Source organism: Azospirillum sp. (assembly GCF_035627195.1).
Classification (GTDB): Bacteria; Pseudomonadota; Alphaproteobacteria; order Azospirillales; family Azospirillaceae; genus Azospirillum.
Genome location: NZ_DASPMG010000003.1, coordinates 36,304 through 53,279 on the forward strand (window position 1 = coordinate 36,304; position 16,976 = coordinate 53,279).

Annotated in this window: 12 protein-coding genes; 9 read left to right on the plus strand and 3 right to left on the minus strand. The window is 70.6% G+C overall.

Features of this window, described 5'->3' with window-relative positions; all coding sequences use genetic code 11:
- Positions 1–12 precede the first annotated feature (12 nt).
- The gene (locus VED21_RS00215) at positions 13–486 is read right to left on the minus strand and encodes an NUDIX domain-containing protein (protein ID WP_324880286.1); all 474 of its coding nucleotides are present in this window, start codon (positions 484–486) and stop codon (positions 13–15) included.
- Positions 487–704: 218 nt separating this feature from the next.
- Here VED21_RS00215 and aroF point away from each other — a divergent pair, with 218 nt between their 5' ends.
- On the plus strand, positions 705–1,598 hold the full coding sequence (aroF, locus tag VED21_RS00220; RefSeq protein ID WP_324880287.1) for a 3-deoxy-7-phosphoheptulonate synthase: 894 nt from the start codon (positions 705–707) through the stop codon (positions 1,596–1,598).
- Between the two features lie 389 nt (positions 1,599–1,987).
- Here the strand turns inward: aroF and VED21_RS00225 are convergent, their stop codons facing one another.
- Positions 1,988–3,103 carry a sulfotransferase gene (locus VED21_RS00225; protein WP_324880288.1) on the minus strand — a complete coding sequence of 372 codons (1,116 nt, stop codon included), beginning with the start codon at positions 3,101–3,103 and terminating at the stop codon, positions 1,988–1,990.
- A 17-nt stretch (positions 3,104–3,120) separates the two neighbouring features.
- Positions 3,121–5,181 carry a glycosyltransferase gene (locus tag VED21_RS00230; RefSeq protein ID WP_324880289.1) on the minus strand — a complete coding sequence of 687 codons (2,061 nt, stop codon included), beginning with the start codon at positions 5,179–5,181 and terminating at the stop codon, positions 3,121–3,123.
- 720 nt (positions 5,182–5,901) lie between these two features.
- On the opposite strand from VED21_RS00230, the gene VED21_RS00235 reads away from it, so the two are divergent.
- The 8 genes from VED21_RS00235 (at position 5,902) to rfbH (ending at position 16,971) form a co-directional block, all read left to right on the plus strand.
- A complete protein-coding gene (locus tag VED21_RS00235) occupies positions 5,902–7,014 on the plus strand; it encodes a hypothetical protein (protein ID WP_324880290.1) in 1,113 nt (370 codons plus the stop codon).
- A 44-nt stretch (positions 7,015–7,058) separates the two neighbouring features.
- Positions 7,059–8,219 (plus strand): hypothetical protein, encoded by a 1,161-nt coding sequence (locus tag VED21_RS00240; RefSeq protein WP_324880291.1) that lies wholly within the window; start codon positions 7,059–7,061, stop codon positions 8,217–8,219.
- A complete protein-coding gene (locus VED21_RS00245; RefSeq protein ID WP_324880292.1) occupies positions 8,219–9,772 on the plus strand; it encodes a hypothetical protein in 1,554 nt (517 codons plus the stop codon). The genes VED21_RS00240 and VED21_RS00245 overlap by 1 nt, the downstream gene beginning before the upstream one ends.
- Positions 9,773–9,824: 52 nt before the next feature.
- Positions 9,825–10,757 (plus strand): FkbM family methyltransferase, encoded by a 933-nt coding sequence (locus VED21_RS00250; RefSeq protein ID WP_324880293.1) that lies wholly within the window; start codon positions 9,825–9,827, stop codon positions 10,755–10,757.
- 39 nt (positions 10,758–10,796) lie between these two features.
- Positions 10,797–13,673 carry a glycosyltransferase gene (locus tag VED21_RS00255; protein WP_324880295.1) on the plus strand — a complete coding sequence of 959 codons (2,877 nt, stop codon included), beginning with the start codon at positions 10,797–10,799 and terminating at the stop codon, positions 13,671–13,673.
- 70 nt (positions 13,674–13,743) lie between these two features.
- On the plus strand, positions 13,744–14,523 hold the full coding sequence (gene rfbF / locus VED21_RS00260) for a glucose-1-phosphate cytidylyltransferase (RefSeq protein WP_324880296.1): 780 nt from the start codon (positions 13,744–13,746) through the stop codon (positions 14,521–14,523).
- Entirely contained in the window at positions 14,520–15,632 is a 1,113-nt protein-coding gene (gene rfbG, locus VED21_RS00265; protein ID WP_324880297.1) for a CDP-glucose 4,6-dehydratase, read from the plus strand. Before rfbF ends, rfbG begins: the two co-directional genes overlap by 4 nt.
- Entirely contained in the window at positions 15,625–16,971 is a 1,347-nt protein-coding gene (gene rfbH, locus VED21_RS00270) for a lipopolysaccharide biosynthesis protein RfbH (RefSeq protein WP_324880298.1), read from the plus strand. The genes rfbG and rfbH overlap by 8 nt, the downstream gene beginning before the upstream one ends.
- Positions 16,972–16,976: the final 5 nt, after the last annotated feature.

A 16,976-nucleotide genomic window follows, 5' to 3' on the forward strand; every position in this document is an offset into this window, starting at 1 on the left:
GGGCTTTTGACGTCACGCGCGCATCAGGCGGTCCTGCTGCACGTGCAGCCACAGGGCGAAGGCGTCGTAGGGGGTGACGGGGGCCAGCGCCAGGGCCTCGCGGCCGGTGAAGGCCTCCATGCGGCGGCCCTCGTTCAGGCGCAGGGTGGCGAAGGCGGCGTCGCTCACCGTCACCTCGAAGAAGGTGCGGAACAGCCGGCCGTGGCCGGCGAAGGTGCAGTCGAAGTCGATGCGCGTGAAATAGCGCGCGGCGGCGGCGTCCACGCGCAGGTTCAGCTCCTCCTCCAACTCGCGCAGCAGGGCCTGCAGCTCGTCCTCGCCGGGCTCGATGCCGCCGCCGAACAGGCCCCAGTGGGCGGGGAAGAAGATCTCCGGCTTCGGGTCGCGCAGCTGCATCAGGTAGCGGCCATCGGCGCGCCGCAGGATGGCGGCGACCGCGTCGCCGGGCACCAGCCGGCTCGTGCCGTCGAGATAGGGATCGTCCATCGGCGTCACCTGTGCGGTTTGCGTGAACGAGAGTAGCCGTGGCCGGGGCGGCGTTTCCAGAGTTGGCGTTTCCAGAGTTGGCGCTTCCGGAGTTGCCGCTTCCGGAGTCAGGGCGCTGTTCAGGGCCGGGGCGCTTCTGCTATACGGCCGGATCCACGGACGGCGGACGCCGGGTTCGGTCCCGCCGCGGAACCGATGCAGACATTCCGAGGACCAGCATGACCATCAGCAACGCCGCGCCCGGCAAGGACGTCTCCGCCGAGGACCTCGTCAGCAAGTTCCCGCTGGCCGCCAAGAAGTCGCCCGACCACGTCACCCGCTTCAGCGTGCGCGGCGTGGAGTTCGGCGGCCCGCTGATCCCGGTCATGGCCGGGCCGAACACGGTCGAGAACGAGCCGATGATCGTCGAGACCGCCAAGGCGGTGCGCGACGCCGGCGGCCACATCCTGCGCGGCGGCGCCTTCAAGCCGCTGACCTTCCCCTACCGCTCGGAAAAGTACTTCGAGCCGCGCGAGCAGGGGCTGGAGTGGATGGCCAAGGCCCGCGACGCCAGCGGCCTGCCGATCATCACCGAGGTGATGTCGACCGAGACCATCCCGGCGGTCGCCGCGGTGGCCGACATCCTGCAGATCGGCACCCGCAACATGCAGAACTACCCGCTGCTGACCGCGGTGGCGAAGACCGGCAAGCCGATCATGCTGAAGCGCGGCTTCGGCGCGTCGTTGCGCGACTGGCTGGGGGCGGCCGAATACATCCTGCTGGAGGGCAACACGCAGGTCATCCTGTGCGAGCGCGGCGTCGTCGCCCCGCACACGCACCGCGGCTCGTCGCGCTTCCTCCTGGACCTGCAGGTGGTGCCGGCGGCCAAGGAGGTGACGCACCTGCCGGTGGTCACCGACCCGTCGCACGCCACCTTCTGGCGCCCGTGGGTGCAGCCGATGGCGCTGGCCTCCATCGGCGCCGGGGCCGACGGCATCATGATCGAGGTGCACCCGGATCCGTCGAACGCGGCGGTCGACCCGCTGCAGCCGGTGGACTACGCGGAGTTCGCCTCCATGATGAAGGCGATGGACGCCGTGGCGCGGGCGGTGGGCCGCAAGGTTCTGGTGTGAGATTGAAGCCTTAGGTTGGGTTGAGGCGTCAGCCGAAAACCCGAAGTGGTGGCATGGCGAGGATCGTTGGGTTTTCGCTGGCGCTAGAAAGAAACAAGAGGCAGGTGCTCCTCATAGCCCCTCCCCCTTGACGGGGGAGGGGTTGGGGAGAGGGTGGTTACGCCTCTCACGCTGGCCGAAGGCCAGCGCTGCCGGCGTCAGGCGGATGCCTTTGGCATCCGCTGAGAGCCCGGCAGGGCGGAAGAGAGTCTTGTCCCGGCTGCCGCCGGTAATCCCCCTCTCCCCAACCCCTCTCCCGCGAGGGGAGAGGGACTTTGCCCTCGTTTCATCCCGCTGCGGGTCGGCGCGCTCGCCGGTGAGAACTCAACCCAACCTACGGCTCTACGGCTCTACGGCTTCGCGTAGCCGAAGGCTTCCAGCAGCGCCGGATCGACGAGGGCGCGCAGGCGTGCGTCCCCGGCCGATGTGGCGTCGATGCCGGCGGCGAGCTGCGCAACGGTGGCGGACACCGGGTCGCTGAACAGCTCGGGCGCGCGGCGCTGGCGGGCGAGGAAGGCGGTTGTGCCGTCGTCGCGGCGCAGGCCGATGAACGCCAGGATCCGGTCGGCGTTCTCCTCGGGGGCGGCCAGCAGCGCGTCGTAGCGCACCTCCAGGTACCGGCCCTCGGCGAGGCCGGCGCCGAAGCGCCGCGCGGTGGCGGTGACGCGCGACCACAGGGCGGCGGCCCCGGCCGCGTCCGCCCAGCCCTTGGCGACCAGGGACCGGACGACGGCGGCGGGGTCGCGGTGGATGTGCAGGAAACGGGCGTCCGGCAGCACCGCGCCGATGAAATCCAGGCAGCCGGGACTGTGCACCGGATCGGCGTAGAAGGGGTTCTTGTCGCCCCACACCGCCGGCACCGCTGGATAGGCGCGCAGGCGAAAATAGCGCTCCACCGCCCGCAGGCCGTCCTCGCGCAGCACGTCCAGGAAATGGTCCTTCTGCGGCTGGCCGTGCAGGAGGAACTCCGCCGTGTCCGCGGGCGCGTGGGGCGCCACCTCCAGCACGTGGCGCAGGAAGGCGAAGAGGCGCAGCTCCTCCGTCAGGTACACGGCGCCATGCGCGTTCAGGAGGCGCGTGAGGTAGGTGGTGCCGGAGCGCGGGGCGCCGAGGATGAACAGCGGCGTGCCCAGGGCGGCGAGGCCGGGCAGGGGGATGGCGACCTCGCGCGGGCTGCCGGCCAGCGGCGCGCCGGCCTCCTCCACGACGGCCTCCAGCCGGTGCGGGCGGCCGTCGGCCAGGGCCGGGGGTGCGGGGACCTGGAAGCTGTGGGCGCCGTCGCCCACCCCGGCAGCGGCGATGTCGGCGCGGAAGCGGTCGGCGGCCACGGTGGCGAACGGAACGCCGTCGATGGACAGCGTGACGAACAGGCGCCGGCCGGGTTGCGCGGGATCGGCCACCCAGCCGTGGATCAGGCCGTCGGCCAGCCCGTCGAACCAGCCGGCGATGCCGTGGCCGTTCTCCATGGCCGTTCCCCCGCGCCTCAGCCGCCGAGCAGGCCGAGGGCGGCGAGCCGGCGGCGGTAGCGGGCGCCAACCACCGCCGGGGCGTGGTGCGCCTCGACGTATGCGCGCGCGGCGCGGCCGAGGGCGCGGGCGCGCGCCGGATCGGCGGCAAGCGCCGCCATGTGGGCCGCCGCCTCGTCCACGTCGGGGTCGGCCCAGCTCTGCCCCTCGCCGCAGGGGTAGTCGCCGGGCTCCAACGGCACGGTCCGGTAGCCGACGAGGCAGGCGGTGTGCGGGTGGCAGAACTCCAGGTTGCCGGAAAAGGCGGTGGCGACGACCGGCTTTTCCAGCAGCATCGCCTCCGCCAGCCCGCGGCCGAAGCCCTCGGCGCGGTGCAGCGAGACGAAGGCGTCGCAGGCGGCGTACAGGCCCAGCACGCCGGCGCGGTCCAGGGTGCGGGGGATCAGCACGATGCGCGGGTCGCGCTCGGCCTCGGCGCACAGGTACTCCCACTCCGGGCGGCCGGCGACGTTCATCGCCTTGATCACCAGCCCGACGGGCTCGCTGCCGCGCGGGAAGGCGCGGCGGAAAGCGTGCACGGCGGCCAGCGGGTTCTTGCGGGCCAGATACGACAGCCCGTCGAAGGCGAAGACGAACAGGAACCGGTCCTCCGGCAGGCCGAAGGCGGAACGCGGCGGGCGCCGGGGCAGGTCCACGGTGACGGCCATCGGCATGTGCACCACCGGCACCGGCGACACCAATTCGTAGGCCGCCTGGGTGTAGCGGCTGGACACCCACACCTCGTCCACCACGTCGAAGGCGACGCGCCACGCGTCGGGCCATTCCGGCAGCTCCCACGGCCAGTAGCCGATGGTGTAGCGGCCGGCGAAGGGCGCCGTGCCCAGCTGGGCGAAGGCGCGCACCGTCTCGAACCCGGTCATGCACAGCACGTTGGCGGCGTGGTCGAACCCCGGACGGACGTGGGCGGACAGGCTGGTGTCCTGCTGGCGCACCTCGGCGCCGGGGGCGAAGTTGACGACGCCGAAGGGCAGGGCGGCGGCCTCGCACGCCCGCGCGGCCATGCGCACGTCCTCGCCGATGCCCAGCTCGCCGAAGGCGTAGCCGAGCAGGTTGACGCCCGGCCGGTGGCCGTCCGCCCGCGCGGCGGCCGGGGCCGGCCGCGGCGGGGCGGGGGAGAACAGCAGGGCGGTGTCGTAGCCGTACTGCCCCGGCCCCTCCACCGCCAGCCACGCGGCGAAGGCGCGGCGCCCGTCCGGCGTGGCGAGGGAGAAGGCGTGCTGCAGGTCCTCCCGCGCCTTCCAGATCCAGCAGCCGAGCAGGCTGATGGCGGCGTCGGCGCCCGGCTCGGCGCCGCCGATCACCGGGCGGGCGAGCACCGCCGCGTCGGCCTCGCCCGGCAGGCCGGGCAGGCGGAGGTCCGGCTGGCCGTCCAGGTAGAACCAGCGCACGTACGCCTCCCGCCCCTCCGGCGTGGCGAGGTCGAAGGCGGCGATCAGGTCGGGCCGCGCGGCCCGCAGCAGGACCATGCCCCAGCTGATCGGCACGACCTGGTCCTGCGCCACCTCGGTGCAGGGTCTGCGGATCAGGTCGGCCTGCCAGGGGGGCAGCGGGCCTTCGTCGCCCACCTCGGCGCGGCCGCTCATCAGGAACCAGCCGAGATAGCGCATGCGCCCGTCGGGCGTGGCGAGGTCGAAGACGCGCTGCAGGTCCGGCCGGCTGCGGTGCAGGTGGTGCATCAGCTCCGACACCAGCGGGCCGCAGCGGTCGGCCGGCACGCCCGCCGCCGGGCGGGACAGGCCGCTGGTCTCGGCGTTGTAGCTCTCCTCCAGGATGCGGTATTCGCGCCGCCCGCTGAGCGAGCACCAGAGGACGAAGGCGCGGCGGCCGTCCTCCGTGTCGAGCGGGTAGAGGGCCTGCAGGTCCGGCCGTGCAAGCCAGATGGCCAGCATGGCCCCCGTGAGCGGGGCCGGGAGCCCTTCCGAGAAGGCCGGGACGGCGCCGAGCAGACGCCGCCACGCCTCGCGCGGTGTGGCGGCGGGGCCGGTGGCGGCCAGGATATCGGCGACTTTTCCGTGCACAAGCACCTCCGGTGAAACCGTGCGTCCAGGACGGCTGCTGGTGTACCGCAACTCGGCGGGCTTGTTGAGCGCGCTCTGCTCGCCCGCAGGCCCGCGCTCACCGGACGGTGCGGTGCCGCACGGTTGCGCCACCACAAGCATTATATTTCCGCAATGCGCAAACATCTTTCTGAATCCGGAAGGCAAGCACGCCGCGCGCGCATGAACAAACAAATCACAGCCATCAACGCGGTTGACAAACACAGAGTATCCTCATATTATGACGAGAATAACTAATCATGGTATTAAACCTTACCTAGGCGCTGTCCTTCGGAAGGATGGCTAAGTCATTCCTTTCTTTTTCTCGTCTTCATTCAAGGTGTTTTGAGATATTTTTATCGAATATGTAGCGCATACGTTAGTAAATTTGTTATGTTGGTAAAGTGAATGCGGCCTGTTCCCCCCGATCGAGGGACGGACAGGCGCAGAAACGTGCGTGGCCGGGGCTGCGCGACGTACGGCCATGTGCGGCGGACCTGGGATTGCGGTGGGCCTGGATGATGGTGCGGTCGAGTGATGCGTGGCGAGTACACACCGGGTCCGTCGAGACAATTTGCCGCACCCTTCCGCCCTTGTCTCGACCCGGACCGGAAGCCGCCCGCCGCCGCCGGAAATAATTAAGTGTCAGACCGATCCTTTTGACAAACTCCACACCGGGCTCTGGGAAGCAGAGGTTAGCGTATGCGCAAGTTCAACATCGCCATCCTCGTCACCACGCGGGGCCGCCCCGAGAGATTCCTGAGGCTCGTCGATTCGTTTCACCGCAACGCTCTGTTCACCGACAGGATCAAGGTCTGGTGCTACGTCGATGACGACGACGAAGCGTCGTTGGCGACCTTGCCGGCCGCGTCCCGCGAAGGCGGATCCGTCAAGTTCGACATCGTCGTCGGTCCCCGCCCCCTGACCCTCGGCATCGCCGTCAACCAGCTTTACGAGAAGGCCAAGGAAGACAGCGACCTCTTCTTCTTCATCGGCGACGAATACGTCATGGAGACGAAGGCCTGGGACCTTGAGTTCGATCGGGTGTTCTCGGCCTATCCGGATGGAATCGTCCTCGGCTACGTCCCCGACACCACGATCATCGACAACGGCGGAAACGAGGACCAGCAGGTTACGCTGCCCATCATGACGCGCGCGTGGGGCGAGCGCGTGGGTTACTTCTGGCCTGACGACTTTCCCTTCTGGTGGTCGGACACCTGGCTGGACGAGATCGCGCTGATGGTCGGGCGCAAGGCGCCGGTCCGGGTGAGGGTGCGGTCGGCCGGCAAGGGGAAGACGTACCGGTTCTGGAACGCCCCCTTCTGGGCGCGCGTGTTCGAGCGCGGCTTCCCGGACCGTCTGGCCGCCGCGTCGAAGCTCTGGCAGGCCATACCGGGGCACGAGGGCGACGAGGAAGGCTTCTTCCGGGCCGTCTCCGTCCAGCCTCTCGCCGACCGGTTCGCGGCGTACCGGCTCTCGGAGGGGATCGAGGGGATCCTCGGCGAACTGACGCATTCCGGGGAGTCCGGCCCGCCCAGCGCGATCTACCTGGAGGCCGAGCGCCGCGCGTACGAACGCTATTTCGCCGATCGGTCCGACGAACGGCAGCCGGCGATGCCGATCCGGGCGTGGCCGTGGCAGTTCCTGGAACGGCTGGCCGGGTCCTCGCGCGCGATGATCGGCGACCAACTGCGCGGAGAGCCGCTGTTCCTGCTGGCGGAACGGTACGGCTGCACGCCCGGTGACCTGCTGGCGGCGCGCAACGCGTTCATCCTTGGCGTCGTCAACAATTCGGGCTGGCGGCTGACGCCGTGATCCGGTCGGCGCAGCCCGACAGACCAGAAGCAGGAACGGGGTCCATGGCCGAGTATGTCTGTAACGTGCCGGTTGCCGTCATCATCTTCCGCAGGCCGGAGCAGACGGCGCGGGTGATGGACGCGGTGCGCGCCGTTCGCCCGCGGCAGCTGTTCATCGTCGCCGACGGCCCGCGCGCCGACCGCCCGGGCGAGGCGGAGGCGTGCGAGGAGGCGCGGCGCATCGCGACGCTGGTCGATTGGGACTGCGAGTGCAAGACCAACTTCGCCCCGGCGAACATGGGCCTGCGCCGCCGCATGTCCAGCGGCATCTCCTGGGTGTACGAGAACGTCGACCGCGCCATCCTGCTGGAGGATGACTGCCTTCCGCACCCCACGTTCTTCCGGTACTGCGAGGAGCTGCTGGAGCGGTATCTCCATGACGAACGCGTCATGATGATTTCGGGCGACAACGCCCACGGATACACGGATTCCTACAGCTATTACTTCAACCGCTACGCGCTGATCTGGGGATGGGCGACGTGGCGCCGGGCCTGGGCGCATTTCGACCTGGAGATGAGCCAGTGGCCGGTTCTCGCCGACACGGACTGGCTGAAGGACGTGCTGGGCGACCGCCGGGCCATCAACTTCTGGTACGACTGGTACCAGCGGAACTACGAAGGGTTCAACTCCTGGGCCACGCCATGGATGCTGTCGTGCTGGCACAACGCCGGGCTCAGCGCCAACGCATCGGTCAACGCGATCTCCAACATCGGCTATGGTGAGGGCGCCACGCACACCACCAACTCCGGCGTCGGCGAGATCCGTTCGGCGGCGCCGCTGACGCCGATCAGCTTCCCGCTGCGCCACCCGCCGGAGGTCGTGCGCAACGCCAACGCCGACGACTTCATCGAGCAGACGGTGTTCAGCGGGCGATACGGCTCTCCGCTGCCCGACACGGCCGGCGAAAGCCCGGTCCGCCAGCTTCAGCGCGCGTCGCTGATGGCGACCTGCGGCCGGTCCCGGCAGGCCCTGTCGATCCTCGACGGGCTGACGCCGCGCGTGCCGGAGGTGAGCGGCATCCGCTACGGCCGCGCCCTTCTGCACGCCCGCCTCGGCGAGCCCGCGCAGGCGCGCCGCATCCTCTCCGAACGGCTGCCGGACGGAGGCCACGACCCGGTGAGCGCCGCGCTGCTCGCCGCCCTGTCCACAGGGGCCGATTTCTGATGACCCAGATCCTTCACATCATCGACGCGCCCGCAGACTCCGGCACGGTCAAGGCCATCGCCGAGGAAGCGCGGGCGATGGCGCTGCTGCACCTGCGCCGCCACCGCATCGTTTCGCTGGATCCCTCCCCCGGGGTTCCGTCCGACGCCGACGCCGTCGAATGGCTGGGCGGCTGCAGCGCCGACCAGGTGCTGGAGGAGGTCGCGGCGGCCGACCTGGTGCACGTCCACTATTGGAACACGCCGGCGCTCAACGCGCTGCTGCGCCGCGGCTGGCCGACCTGCCGCCTGATGGTGTCTGTCTATGCCGCCGGCACCGAGCCGCCGCACGTGGTGACCCGTCCGCTGACGGCGTTCGCCGACGTCCTGCTGCTGCGCGCCGGCACCGCCCTGCCCGAACCGCTGCGCGCGTGGCCCGCCGACCGCCGGCCCGCCCGATGCGCCGCCGTTCCGGTGATCGCGCCGGCCGCCGCGGGCCCCGCCGCGGCCGGGCGTGGAGCCGGCCTGACGGTCGTCCACGCCGAGGCCGCCGCGCTGGTGGACTGCCACCGCCGCTTCGTGCAGGTGGCGCGGGACATGGCGGCGCCCGGCGTCAGCTTCCTGATCGCCGCCGGCAGCGGCGCCGAGCGGCTGCGCCAGGACCTGGACGGCGCCGGCGCCGTCGAGGTCGCCGCCATCGGCCCCGACGAGGGGCTCCGCCGCGCCGACGTCATCGTCAGCTTCGGCGAGGAAAGCGCGCGGTCGTGGAACTCGGCGCTGCTGCGCGCCGCCGCCGCCGCCGGCGTGCCCGCCATCCTGGCGTTCGCGCCGGCCTGCACCGCGGGCGTGATCGACAACGTGACCGGCTTCGCCACCGACAGCGTTCCGGATCTGAGGGCGGCGCTCGCCTATCTGGCCGATCCGGGCGTCCGCGCCGGCCTGGGCGCGCGGGCACAGGCCGCGGCCGCCCGCGGGTTCGGCGAGCGTGCGGCCGTGGAGGACCTCGAGGCCGCGTACCGCCGCCTCATCAAGCTGCCGCGGCGCAGCCGGCAGTGGGGGCAGGACGATGCCGCCGCCGCCCCGGCGCGGGAGTTCGGCGCCGCCGAGCTGCTGCCGGCGCCGCACGGCGGCGGAGCGGCGCTTGAGTTCGTGCGCTCGCTGGGCGCGGCGGGAGCGCCGTTCGCGGTCAGCCTGCTGTCGTCGCGCGCCGACGAGGTGGAGCCGGCCGACGCCGACATCCAGGGCGCCGGAGCCCTCCGGGGCGGCGAGCTGGAGGCGGTGCTCGGCGCCTACGCCACGGCGCATCCGCGGGACCCCTACCTGCAGTACTGGCTCGGCCTGCTTCTGGCCGGCCGGGGCGCGCTCGAACCGGCGCTGGCGGCGTTCGGCGCGGCGGAGCGGATGGGCATGGTTCACTGGCGGCTGGCGTGGCGGCAAAGCGTGCTGGCCTTCCAGCTGCACCGCTACGATGAGGCCCGGCGCCGCATCGCCCGCGTGCTCTGGTTCAAGCCGGACCATGCGCAGGCCCGCGAGCTTCGCCAGGCGCTTTTGCGCGCCGGCGTGGATGCGGCCTGACGTTTCAGGAACCCTGATTTTTCAGGAACATTGAGCTTATTCGGAGTGGTGAATGGAAGCGCAGGTGTTGGACAGCGTTCTGACGGCAACCGGTCTGACGCCGGTGCTTCTGGATATCGGCTGCTCCGGTCCGGCCCTGCCCATCTGGCAGCCGATCAAGCAATACTCCTACCTGATCGGTTACGACCCCGACGACCGCGACATCGACCGCGGCTTCGGCGAAGGGTTCCGGCAGGCGGCGCTGGTGCAGGCGGCGGTGTGCGACAACGACCGCGACCAGACCATGCGCATCGTGCTGACCGCGCATCCGTCGTGCAGCAGCCACCTGTACCCCAACGACCCCGTGCTGGCGCACTACTGCTTCCACGAGTTCTTCGAGGTGAAGCGGGAGGTGCAGGTGCGGGCGACGTCGCTCAACCGCACTCTGGAAGAGTTGAGGCTGCCGCAGATCGACTGGATCAAGGTCGATGCCCAGGGCTGCGACCTGCGCATCCTGCGCAACCTGCACCAGGACGCCTTCGACCGTCTGGTGGCCGTGGACACCGAACCGGGCTTCCACGAGTATTACCAGACGGAAGACCAGTTCCACGTCATCCACGACTATCTCATCAACAACGGCTTCTGGCTTGCCCAACTCGATCACCAGCGGTACGCCCGGACCCGCCCGGATACGGTCCGCTACCTGACCGATCTGGTGGGCGCGCCGTCACCCGCCGCTCTCCTCGACCGGCTGGGCAAGAGCCCGACCGCCGCCGAGGCGCGCTACCTGCGCACGATCGAACACGTCCTGCGCCTGCCGCCGCGCCCCCGGGAACGGGCGATGCTGCTCCTTTTCGCGTTTTCCGTGCTGATCAAGCTTCCGGGCTTCGCCGCGGACGTGATGCTGGCGTACCAGTCGGTGATCGGCAAGGACCACAATTCCGCGCTCATGGAGCAGGCTCTGCTCAGCCTCCTTGGCGCCCCCACGGCCGTTTCCCCGGCCTGACCGCGTTCGCGAGCCCCCAACCCGAAGGCCGATCGAGACATGCTGGTTTGTCATTTCAGCACCGATGACGGACGGACCGCCGCCGGGACCGCCGCGTCCCGCACCCACCGCAGCCTGCTGGGCCAGGGATGCCAGTCCTTCCTGGTCGTGAAGGACCGGGGCGGCAGCGACCCGCGCGCCCTCGGCGTCGACCGGCGCGAGGTTCCGGACGACGGCGTGGAGGCGCAGGCCAAGCGGTTCTTCAACGACACGGTGGTGAACCCGTATCGCCGCAATTGCCCGATCAACGACGGCGTGGTCGAGTTCACGCTGCCGGTCCCGGGCGTCGACGTCTCGGTGCTGCCGGTCGCGCGCATGGCGCGCGCGCTGCATCTGCACTCGGTCGCCGACTTCCTGTCGCCGCTGTCGATCCGGCGGCTGGGCGAAACCGGCCGGCCGCTGGTCTGGTCGGTGCACGACGACCGGCCGCTGACCGGCGGCTGCCGCGACCGCTTCGGCTGCGAGGGACACCTTGGCGAATGCTCGCCCTGCGAGCAGCTTCCCTACGACCCCAACGTCCTGGCCGGCCGGCATCTGGCCGACAAGCGCGCCCTGCTGGCCGACCTCGACCTGACGCTGGTCGCGCCGACGCCCTTCGTGGCCGAGCAGGTGCGGCGCAGCCCGCTGTTCCGCGACAAGCGGGTCGAGGTCATCGGCCACCCGACGCCGAGCACCATCTACCGGACGTCCGACTGGCGGCGCCGGATCGATAGCCGCCAGCAGTGCAGCATCGACAACGACTCCGTCGTCCTGCTCTGCCACATGGACGAGCACAGCGCGCGCTCGGGCGGCGAGCCGGAAATCTACGCGACGCTGCTGCGCGCCCTGGAAAGCGCGACGTTCCGCGAGCTGTGCCTGGCCCAGAAGGTCGTGCTGGTCTTCCTGGGATTCCCGACGTTCGACCGCACCCGCCTGGATATCTCGACGCTGCTGTACGGGCACTCGCTGACGGAACGGGGGGTCGCCGACTTCTACGGCATGGCCGACCTGATGCTGATGCCGACACCGTCGGACCACGTCCCCCCCGCCGCCATCGAGGCGATGAGCTGCGGCCTGCCGCTGCTCGCCTTCGATCGCGGCGCCTTCCGGGACGTGATCGTCGATGGCGACAACGGCCGCCTCGTCCCGCACGGTGGCGGAACGGAAGCGTTCGCGGCGGCGCTGGTGGACCTCGTGCAGGCTCCGGGCGAGCTGTGGCGCATGGGACGGCGGGCCCGCCGGACGATCGAGGTGCGGCACACCGACGACATCGCCGCCCGCCAGCTGCTCGACCTCTACGACGACCTGAGCCCGCGGTTCCGCCGGCCGCTGTCGATGCCCGAGCGTTTCGCCGCCACCTCGGCGATGGCGACCGTGGAGCGCGGGGAGCGGGTGGCCGTGCCCGAGCTTCTCGACCTGCCCCCCTCGCTCGGCCTCGATCCGCGCAACCGCGCGCTGCTGGACTTCATCGGCGTCACCATGGTGCAGAACGCCGAGGCGCAGGCGCTGGCCCGCGAGCACGGGTTGCCTCCGGGATCGCGGCCGGCCATCCCGGGCTATGGATTCGGCGAGGCGTTCCCCTGCGGCATCGACGCCAATCAGGTTCCGCTGGCCGGGAACATGTACCTGGGCACCGGCTGGAACGGCTACGCCACGGGATACGCCCAGACGACCCTGCCCGAGGCCGTGCTGCGTTTCTCGGTTGCCGCGCGGGAAACGCCGATGGCGGTGGAGATGACGCTGGCGTCGGGGGTGGACGCCCCCATCGTGGTCGGCGTCTACTGGGGCACCCGCCTGATGCGCACCGTGTCGGTCAAGCCCGGCTGGCACGCCTACCATTTCCCGGTCCCGGACGGCGCGCTGGCGCAGAGCGGCGTCGCCCAGCTGGCGGTGCGCCAGATGGGAACCCCCAGCGTCCTCCGGCTGTCGGAATTCTGCATCCGTCCCGACACCGCGCACGAGACCGGCGGGGTGCGCCGGCCGGCGCTGTGGATGGCCGATCCGCGGGACGTCATCGATCGCGAGGCGTTGCGCGTCTTCGGCATGGCCGACGCCACCGTCGACGTGCTGCACGCCTTCTGGTCGACGCGCAGCGACCTGCAGGACGCCTATCCGCTGGACGGCATCGCCGGCTGGATCGGCCTGCTGACGTGGTGCGCGCTGCACGGCCACCAGGAGCGGCTGGGCCTCAGCGCCGCCGGCTGGGTCGACGTCTATGGCGCGCTGTACGCGCCGACGCCGCTCTTCCCGTATGCCAAGGCCGCGGGGCTCGGCAACCTCGCCGTCGGGCTCTACCTGCTGCGGGCGGACCTGATGGAACAGTTCGACCTGCTCACCCCGTCCGGGGTGGACGGGCTGGCCAACTGGTCCCGCACGGCGCGCCCCGCCGAGTTTCCGCAGACCACGCTCGCCGCCCTGGCGCAGCGGGTCGGCGCGCAGGGGGCCACGTCGTTCGCGCTGGCCGACACCACGGTGTTGGAGGTGCTGCGCCTGTGGACGCGGCGCGACGACCTGCGCGGCGGCTATGACCCGTCCACCGCCGAAGGCTTCGCCGCCGTCTGCGCGTGGATCTGGCTGTGGGGCCGCCGCGAGGGGCTGGGCGTGGGCATCGGCACCATCGCCGACATCCAGCGGCTGCTGAGCCAGCCGCTCGAACCGGCGGCGGCCAACGACGAGGACATGGGCGCCCGCGGCCAGCCGGTGAGCCGGCTGGCCGGTGTGATCCACGCCCTGCGCCCGGACCTGCAACAGGCCTTCGACCTGCTCACGGCCGAGGGACGGGCAGACCTGCAGCGGTGGTTCGAGGAGCACGGGCAGCACGAGTACGACGTGGGTCCGCTGTCGTCCGGCCCGGCGCCGGCACCGCAGCCGGGCTGCGCCGATCCCGTGGCGGCATGACCCGGCCGGACCAGCGCCGATCCACCCTCCATCACCCAACAGGCTCGCTTCGTCGCGAAGGACAGCAATCATGAAGGCCGTCATCCTTGCCGGAGGTTTGGGCACCCGCCTGAACGAAGAGACGGAGACCAAACCAAAGCCAATGGTTTCCATCGGCGGCCGGCCGATCATCTGGCACATCATGAAGATGTACTCGCACTTCGGCATCCACGATTTCATCGTGTGCCTGGGGTACAAGGGTTATGTGCTGAAGGAATATTTCTACCACTACAACCTGCACGTCTCGGACGTCACCATCGATGTGTGCAACGGCATGACCGTGCACGAGAGCGCGGCCGACCCCTGGCGCATCACGCTGGTGGAGACCGGCGACAGCACCATGACCGGCGGGCGGATCAAGCGGATCGCCAAATACCTGGGCGACGACGACACCTTCTGCATGACCTACGGCGACGGCGTCGCCGACGTCGACATCGGACAGGCCATCGCCTTCCACAAGTCGCACGGGCGCACCGCCACGGTGACGGCCGTGCGGCCGCTCGCCCGCTTCGGCGCGCTCGAGATCGAGGGCGGGATGGTGCGCGACTTCAACGAGAAGCCGGTGTCGGAAGGCGGCCTGATCAACGGCGGCTTCTTCGTCCTGTCGCGTCGCGCCCTCGACTACATCGACGGCGACGACACGGTGTGGGAGCGCGAACCGATGGAGCGGCTGGCCCGCGCCGGCGAACTCATGGCCTTCGAACACGAGGGGTTCTGGCAGCCCATGGACACGCTGCGCGACCGCAAGCTTCTGGAAGGCCTGTGGGAGAGCGGAAAAGCGCCCTGGAAGATGTGGCGGGAGGGGGCATGAACCGCGACTTCTGGACGGGCCGGCGGGTCTTCGTCACCGGCCACACCGGGTTCAAGGGCGGCTGGCTGTGCCTCTGGCTCCAGCGGCTCGGCGCCGAGGTGAGCGGCTACGCCCTGACGCCGCCGACCGAGCCGAACCTGTTCACCGCCGCCGACGTCGGCGCGGGGATGGAGAGCACCATCGGCGACGTGCGCGACCCGGCCGCCCTGGAGGCCGCGCTGCGGCGGTGCGCGCCCGACGTCGTCATCCATATGGCGGCGCAGCCGCTCGTCCTGCAGTCCTACGCCGAACCCGTCGCGACCTACGAGACGAACGTCATCGGCACCGTGAACGTCCTGGAGGCGGTGCGCCGGGTCGGCGGGGTGGCCGCCACGGTCGTCGTCACCAGCGACAAGTGCTACGAGAACCGCGAGACCATCTGGGGGTACCGCGAGGGCGACGCGCTGGGCGGGCACGACCCCTACAGCAGCAGCAAGGCCTGCACCGAGCTGGTGACCGCCTCCTACGGCAAGTCCTTCTTCGCCGCGGACGAGCGCCTGGGCGGCATCGCGTCGGTGCGCGCCGGCAACGTCGTGGGGGGCGGGGACTGGGCCGCCAACCGCCTGATGGTGGACCTCATGCGCGGGCTGTCCGCGGGCGAGACGGTGCGCATCCGCCAGCCCGCCGCCGTGCGCCCGTGGCAGCACGTGCTGGAGCCGCTGTCGGGCTACCTGGCGGTGGCCGAGCGCCTGTGCACCCGGCCCAAGGGGCCGTGGGACGCCTGGAACTTCGGCCCCGACGGCGGCAGCGAGCGCACCACCCTGGACGTCGCGCGCTCGGTGTGCGCGCTGTGGGGCACGCCCGACCGTCTGCGCGTCGACGCCGACCCTCGGCAGCCGCACGAAGCCGGGCTGCTCACGCTCGATTCCACCAAGGCCCGCCGCCTGCTGGGCTGGTGGCCGCGGTGGGATTTCGAGGAAACCCTGACGCAGACCGTGGCGTGGTACCGCGCCCACGCCGAAGGCCGCGCCATGCAGGCCTTCACCCTCGACCAGATCGACCTGTACGAGCGCGCGTCGTCCGCCCCCGCGGCGGAACGCCCGACCCTGGAGCCCATCGCCGATGTCTGACCCGGTCCTGAACGACAGCGTTCTGCAGGATGCCGACGCCCTGCGCGCGCTCATTCTCGACCTCACGGCACGGTACGCCGGGCTTGCGCACGCGCCGAAGCCGTTCCAGGCGGGGACCTCGCCGGTGCCGGTGTCCGGCCGCGTCTACGACGCGCACGACATGCGGACGCTGGTCGATTCGGCACTCGATTTCTGGCTCACCACCGGCCGCTTCAACGATGCCTTCGAGGAGCGCCTGCGCCGGCGGCTGGGCGTGCGCCACACGCTGACCTGCAACTCCGGCTCCTCGGCCAACCTGCTGGCGGTGTCGGCCCTGTGCTCGCCGCTGATCCGCCGGCCGATGCGGCCGGGCGACGAGGTCATCACCTGCGCCACCGGCTTCCCCACCACGGTCAACCCGCTGCTGCAGAACGGTCTGGTGCCGGTCTTCCTCGACGTCGACATCCCGACCTACAACATCCGCGCCGACCTGATCGAAGAGGCGATCACCGAGCGGACGCGGGCCATCGTCGTCGCCCACACGCTGGGCAATCCGTTCGACCTCGACACCGTGATGCGCGTCGCCAAGGCGCACAACCTGTACGTGGTCGAGGACACCTGCGACGCGCTGGGCGCGCTGTACGACGGGCGCCCGGTCGGCACCTTCGGCGACATCGGCACCGTCAGCTTCTACCCCGCGCACCACATCACCATGGGCGAGGGCGGCGCGGTGTTCACCGACAACAGCAAGCTCAAGCGCGTGCTGGAATCGCTGCGCGACTGGGGCCGGGACTGCTGGTGCGCGCCGGGCATGGACAACACCTGCAAGAAGCGGTTCGACCAGCAGCTCGGCGAGCTGCCGGCCGGCTACGACCACAAGTACACGTACTCCCAGATCGGCTACAACCTGAAGATCACGGACATGCAGGCGGCGGTCGGGCTGGCGCAGCTCGACCACCTGGACGGCTTCATCGACGCGCGCCGGCGGAACTACGCCCGCCTGCACGAGGGGCTTGCCGACCTGGACGAGTTCCTGATCCGGCCGCAGGCGACGCCGCGCTCCGAACCGTCGTGGTTCGGCTTCCCGATCACCGTGCGCGCCGGCGCGCCCTTCTCGCGCGACGATCTGGTGAAGTTCCTGAACGAGCACAGGATCGGCACCCGCCTGCTGTTCGGCGGCAACCTGATCCGCCAGCCGTACATGAAGGACCAGCGGTACCGTGTGCACGGCTCGCTCGACGCCAGCGACACGGTGATGACTTCCACCTTCTGGATCGGCGTCTATCCGGGGCTCCAGGAGCCGCACATCGACTATGTGATCGAGCGGATGCACGCGTTCTGCCGGGCGGCAGCGCGGTAATCGGG

Coding starts and splice junctions, on each gene's coding strand:
- VED21_RS00215 (WP_324880286.1), bottom strand. CDS start 486: ATGGACGATCCCTATCTCGACGGCACGAGCCGGCTGGTGCCCGGCGAC.
- VED21_RS00240 (WP_324880291.1), top strand. CDS start 7,059: ATGGCCGAGTATGTCTGTAACGTGCCGGTTGCCGTCATCATCTTCCGC.
- VED21_RS00250 (WP_324880293.1), top strand. CDS start 9,825: ATGGAAGCGCAGGTGTTGGACAGCGTTCTGACGGCAACCGGTCTGACG.
- rfbF (WP_324880296.1), top strand. CDS start 13,744: ATGAAGGCCGTCATCCTTGCCGGAGGTTTGGGCACCCGCCTGAACGAA.
- rfbH (WP_324880298.1), top strand. CDS start 15,625: ATGTCTGACCCGGTCCTGAACGACAGCGTTCTGCAGGATGCCGACGCC.
- VED21_RS00255 (WP_324880295.1), top strand. CDS start 10,797: ATGCTGGTTTGTCATTTCAGCACCGATGACGGACGGACCGCCGCCGGG.
- rfbG (WP_324880297.1), top strand. CDS start 14,520: ATGAACCGCGACTTCTGGACGGGCCGGCGGGTCTTCGTCACCGGCCAC.
- VED21_RS00225 (WP_324880288.1), bottom strand. CDS start 3,103: ATGGAGAACGGCCACGGCATCGCCGGCTGGTTCGACGGGCTGGCCGAC.
- VED21_RS00245 (WP_324880292.1), top strand. CDS start 8,219: ATGACCCAGATCCTTCACATCATCGACGCGCCCGCAGACTCCGGCACG.
- VED21_RS00235 (WP_324880290.1), top strand. CDS start 5,902: ATGCGCAAGTTCAACATCGCCATCCTCGTCACCACGCGGGGCCGCCCC.
- aroF (WP_324880287.1), top strand. CDS start 705: ATGACCATCAGCAACGCCGCGCCCGGCAAGGACGTCTCCGCCGAGGAC.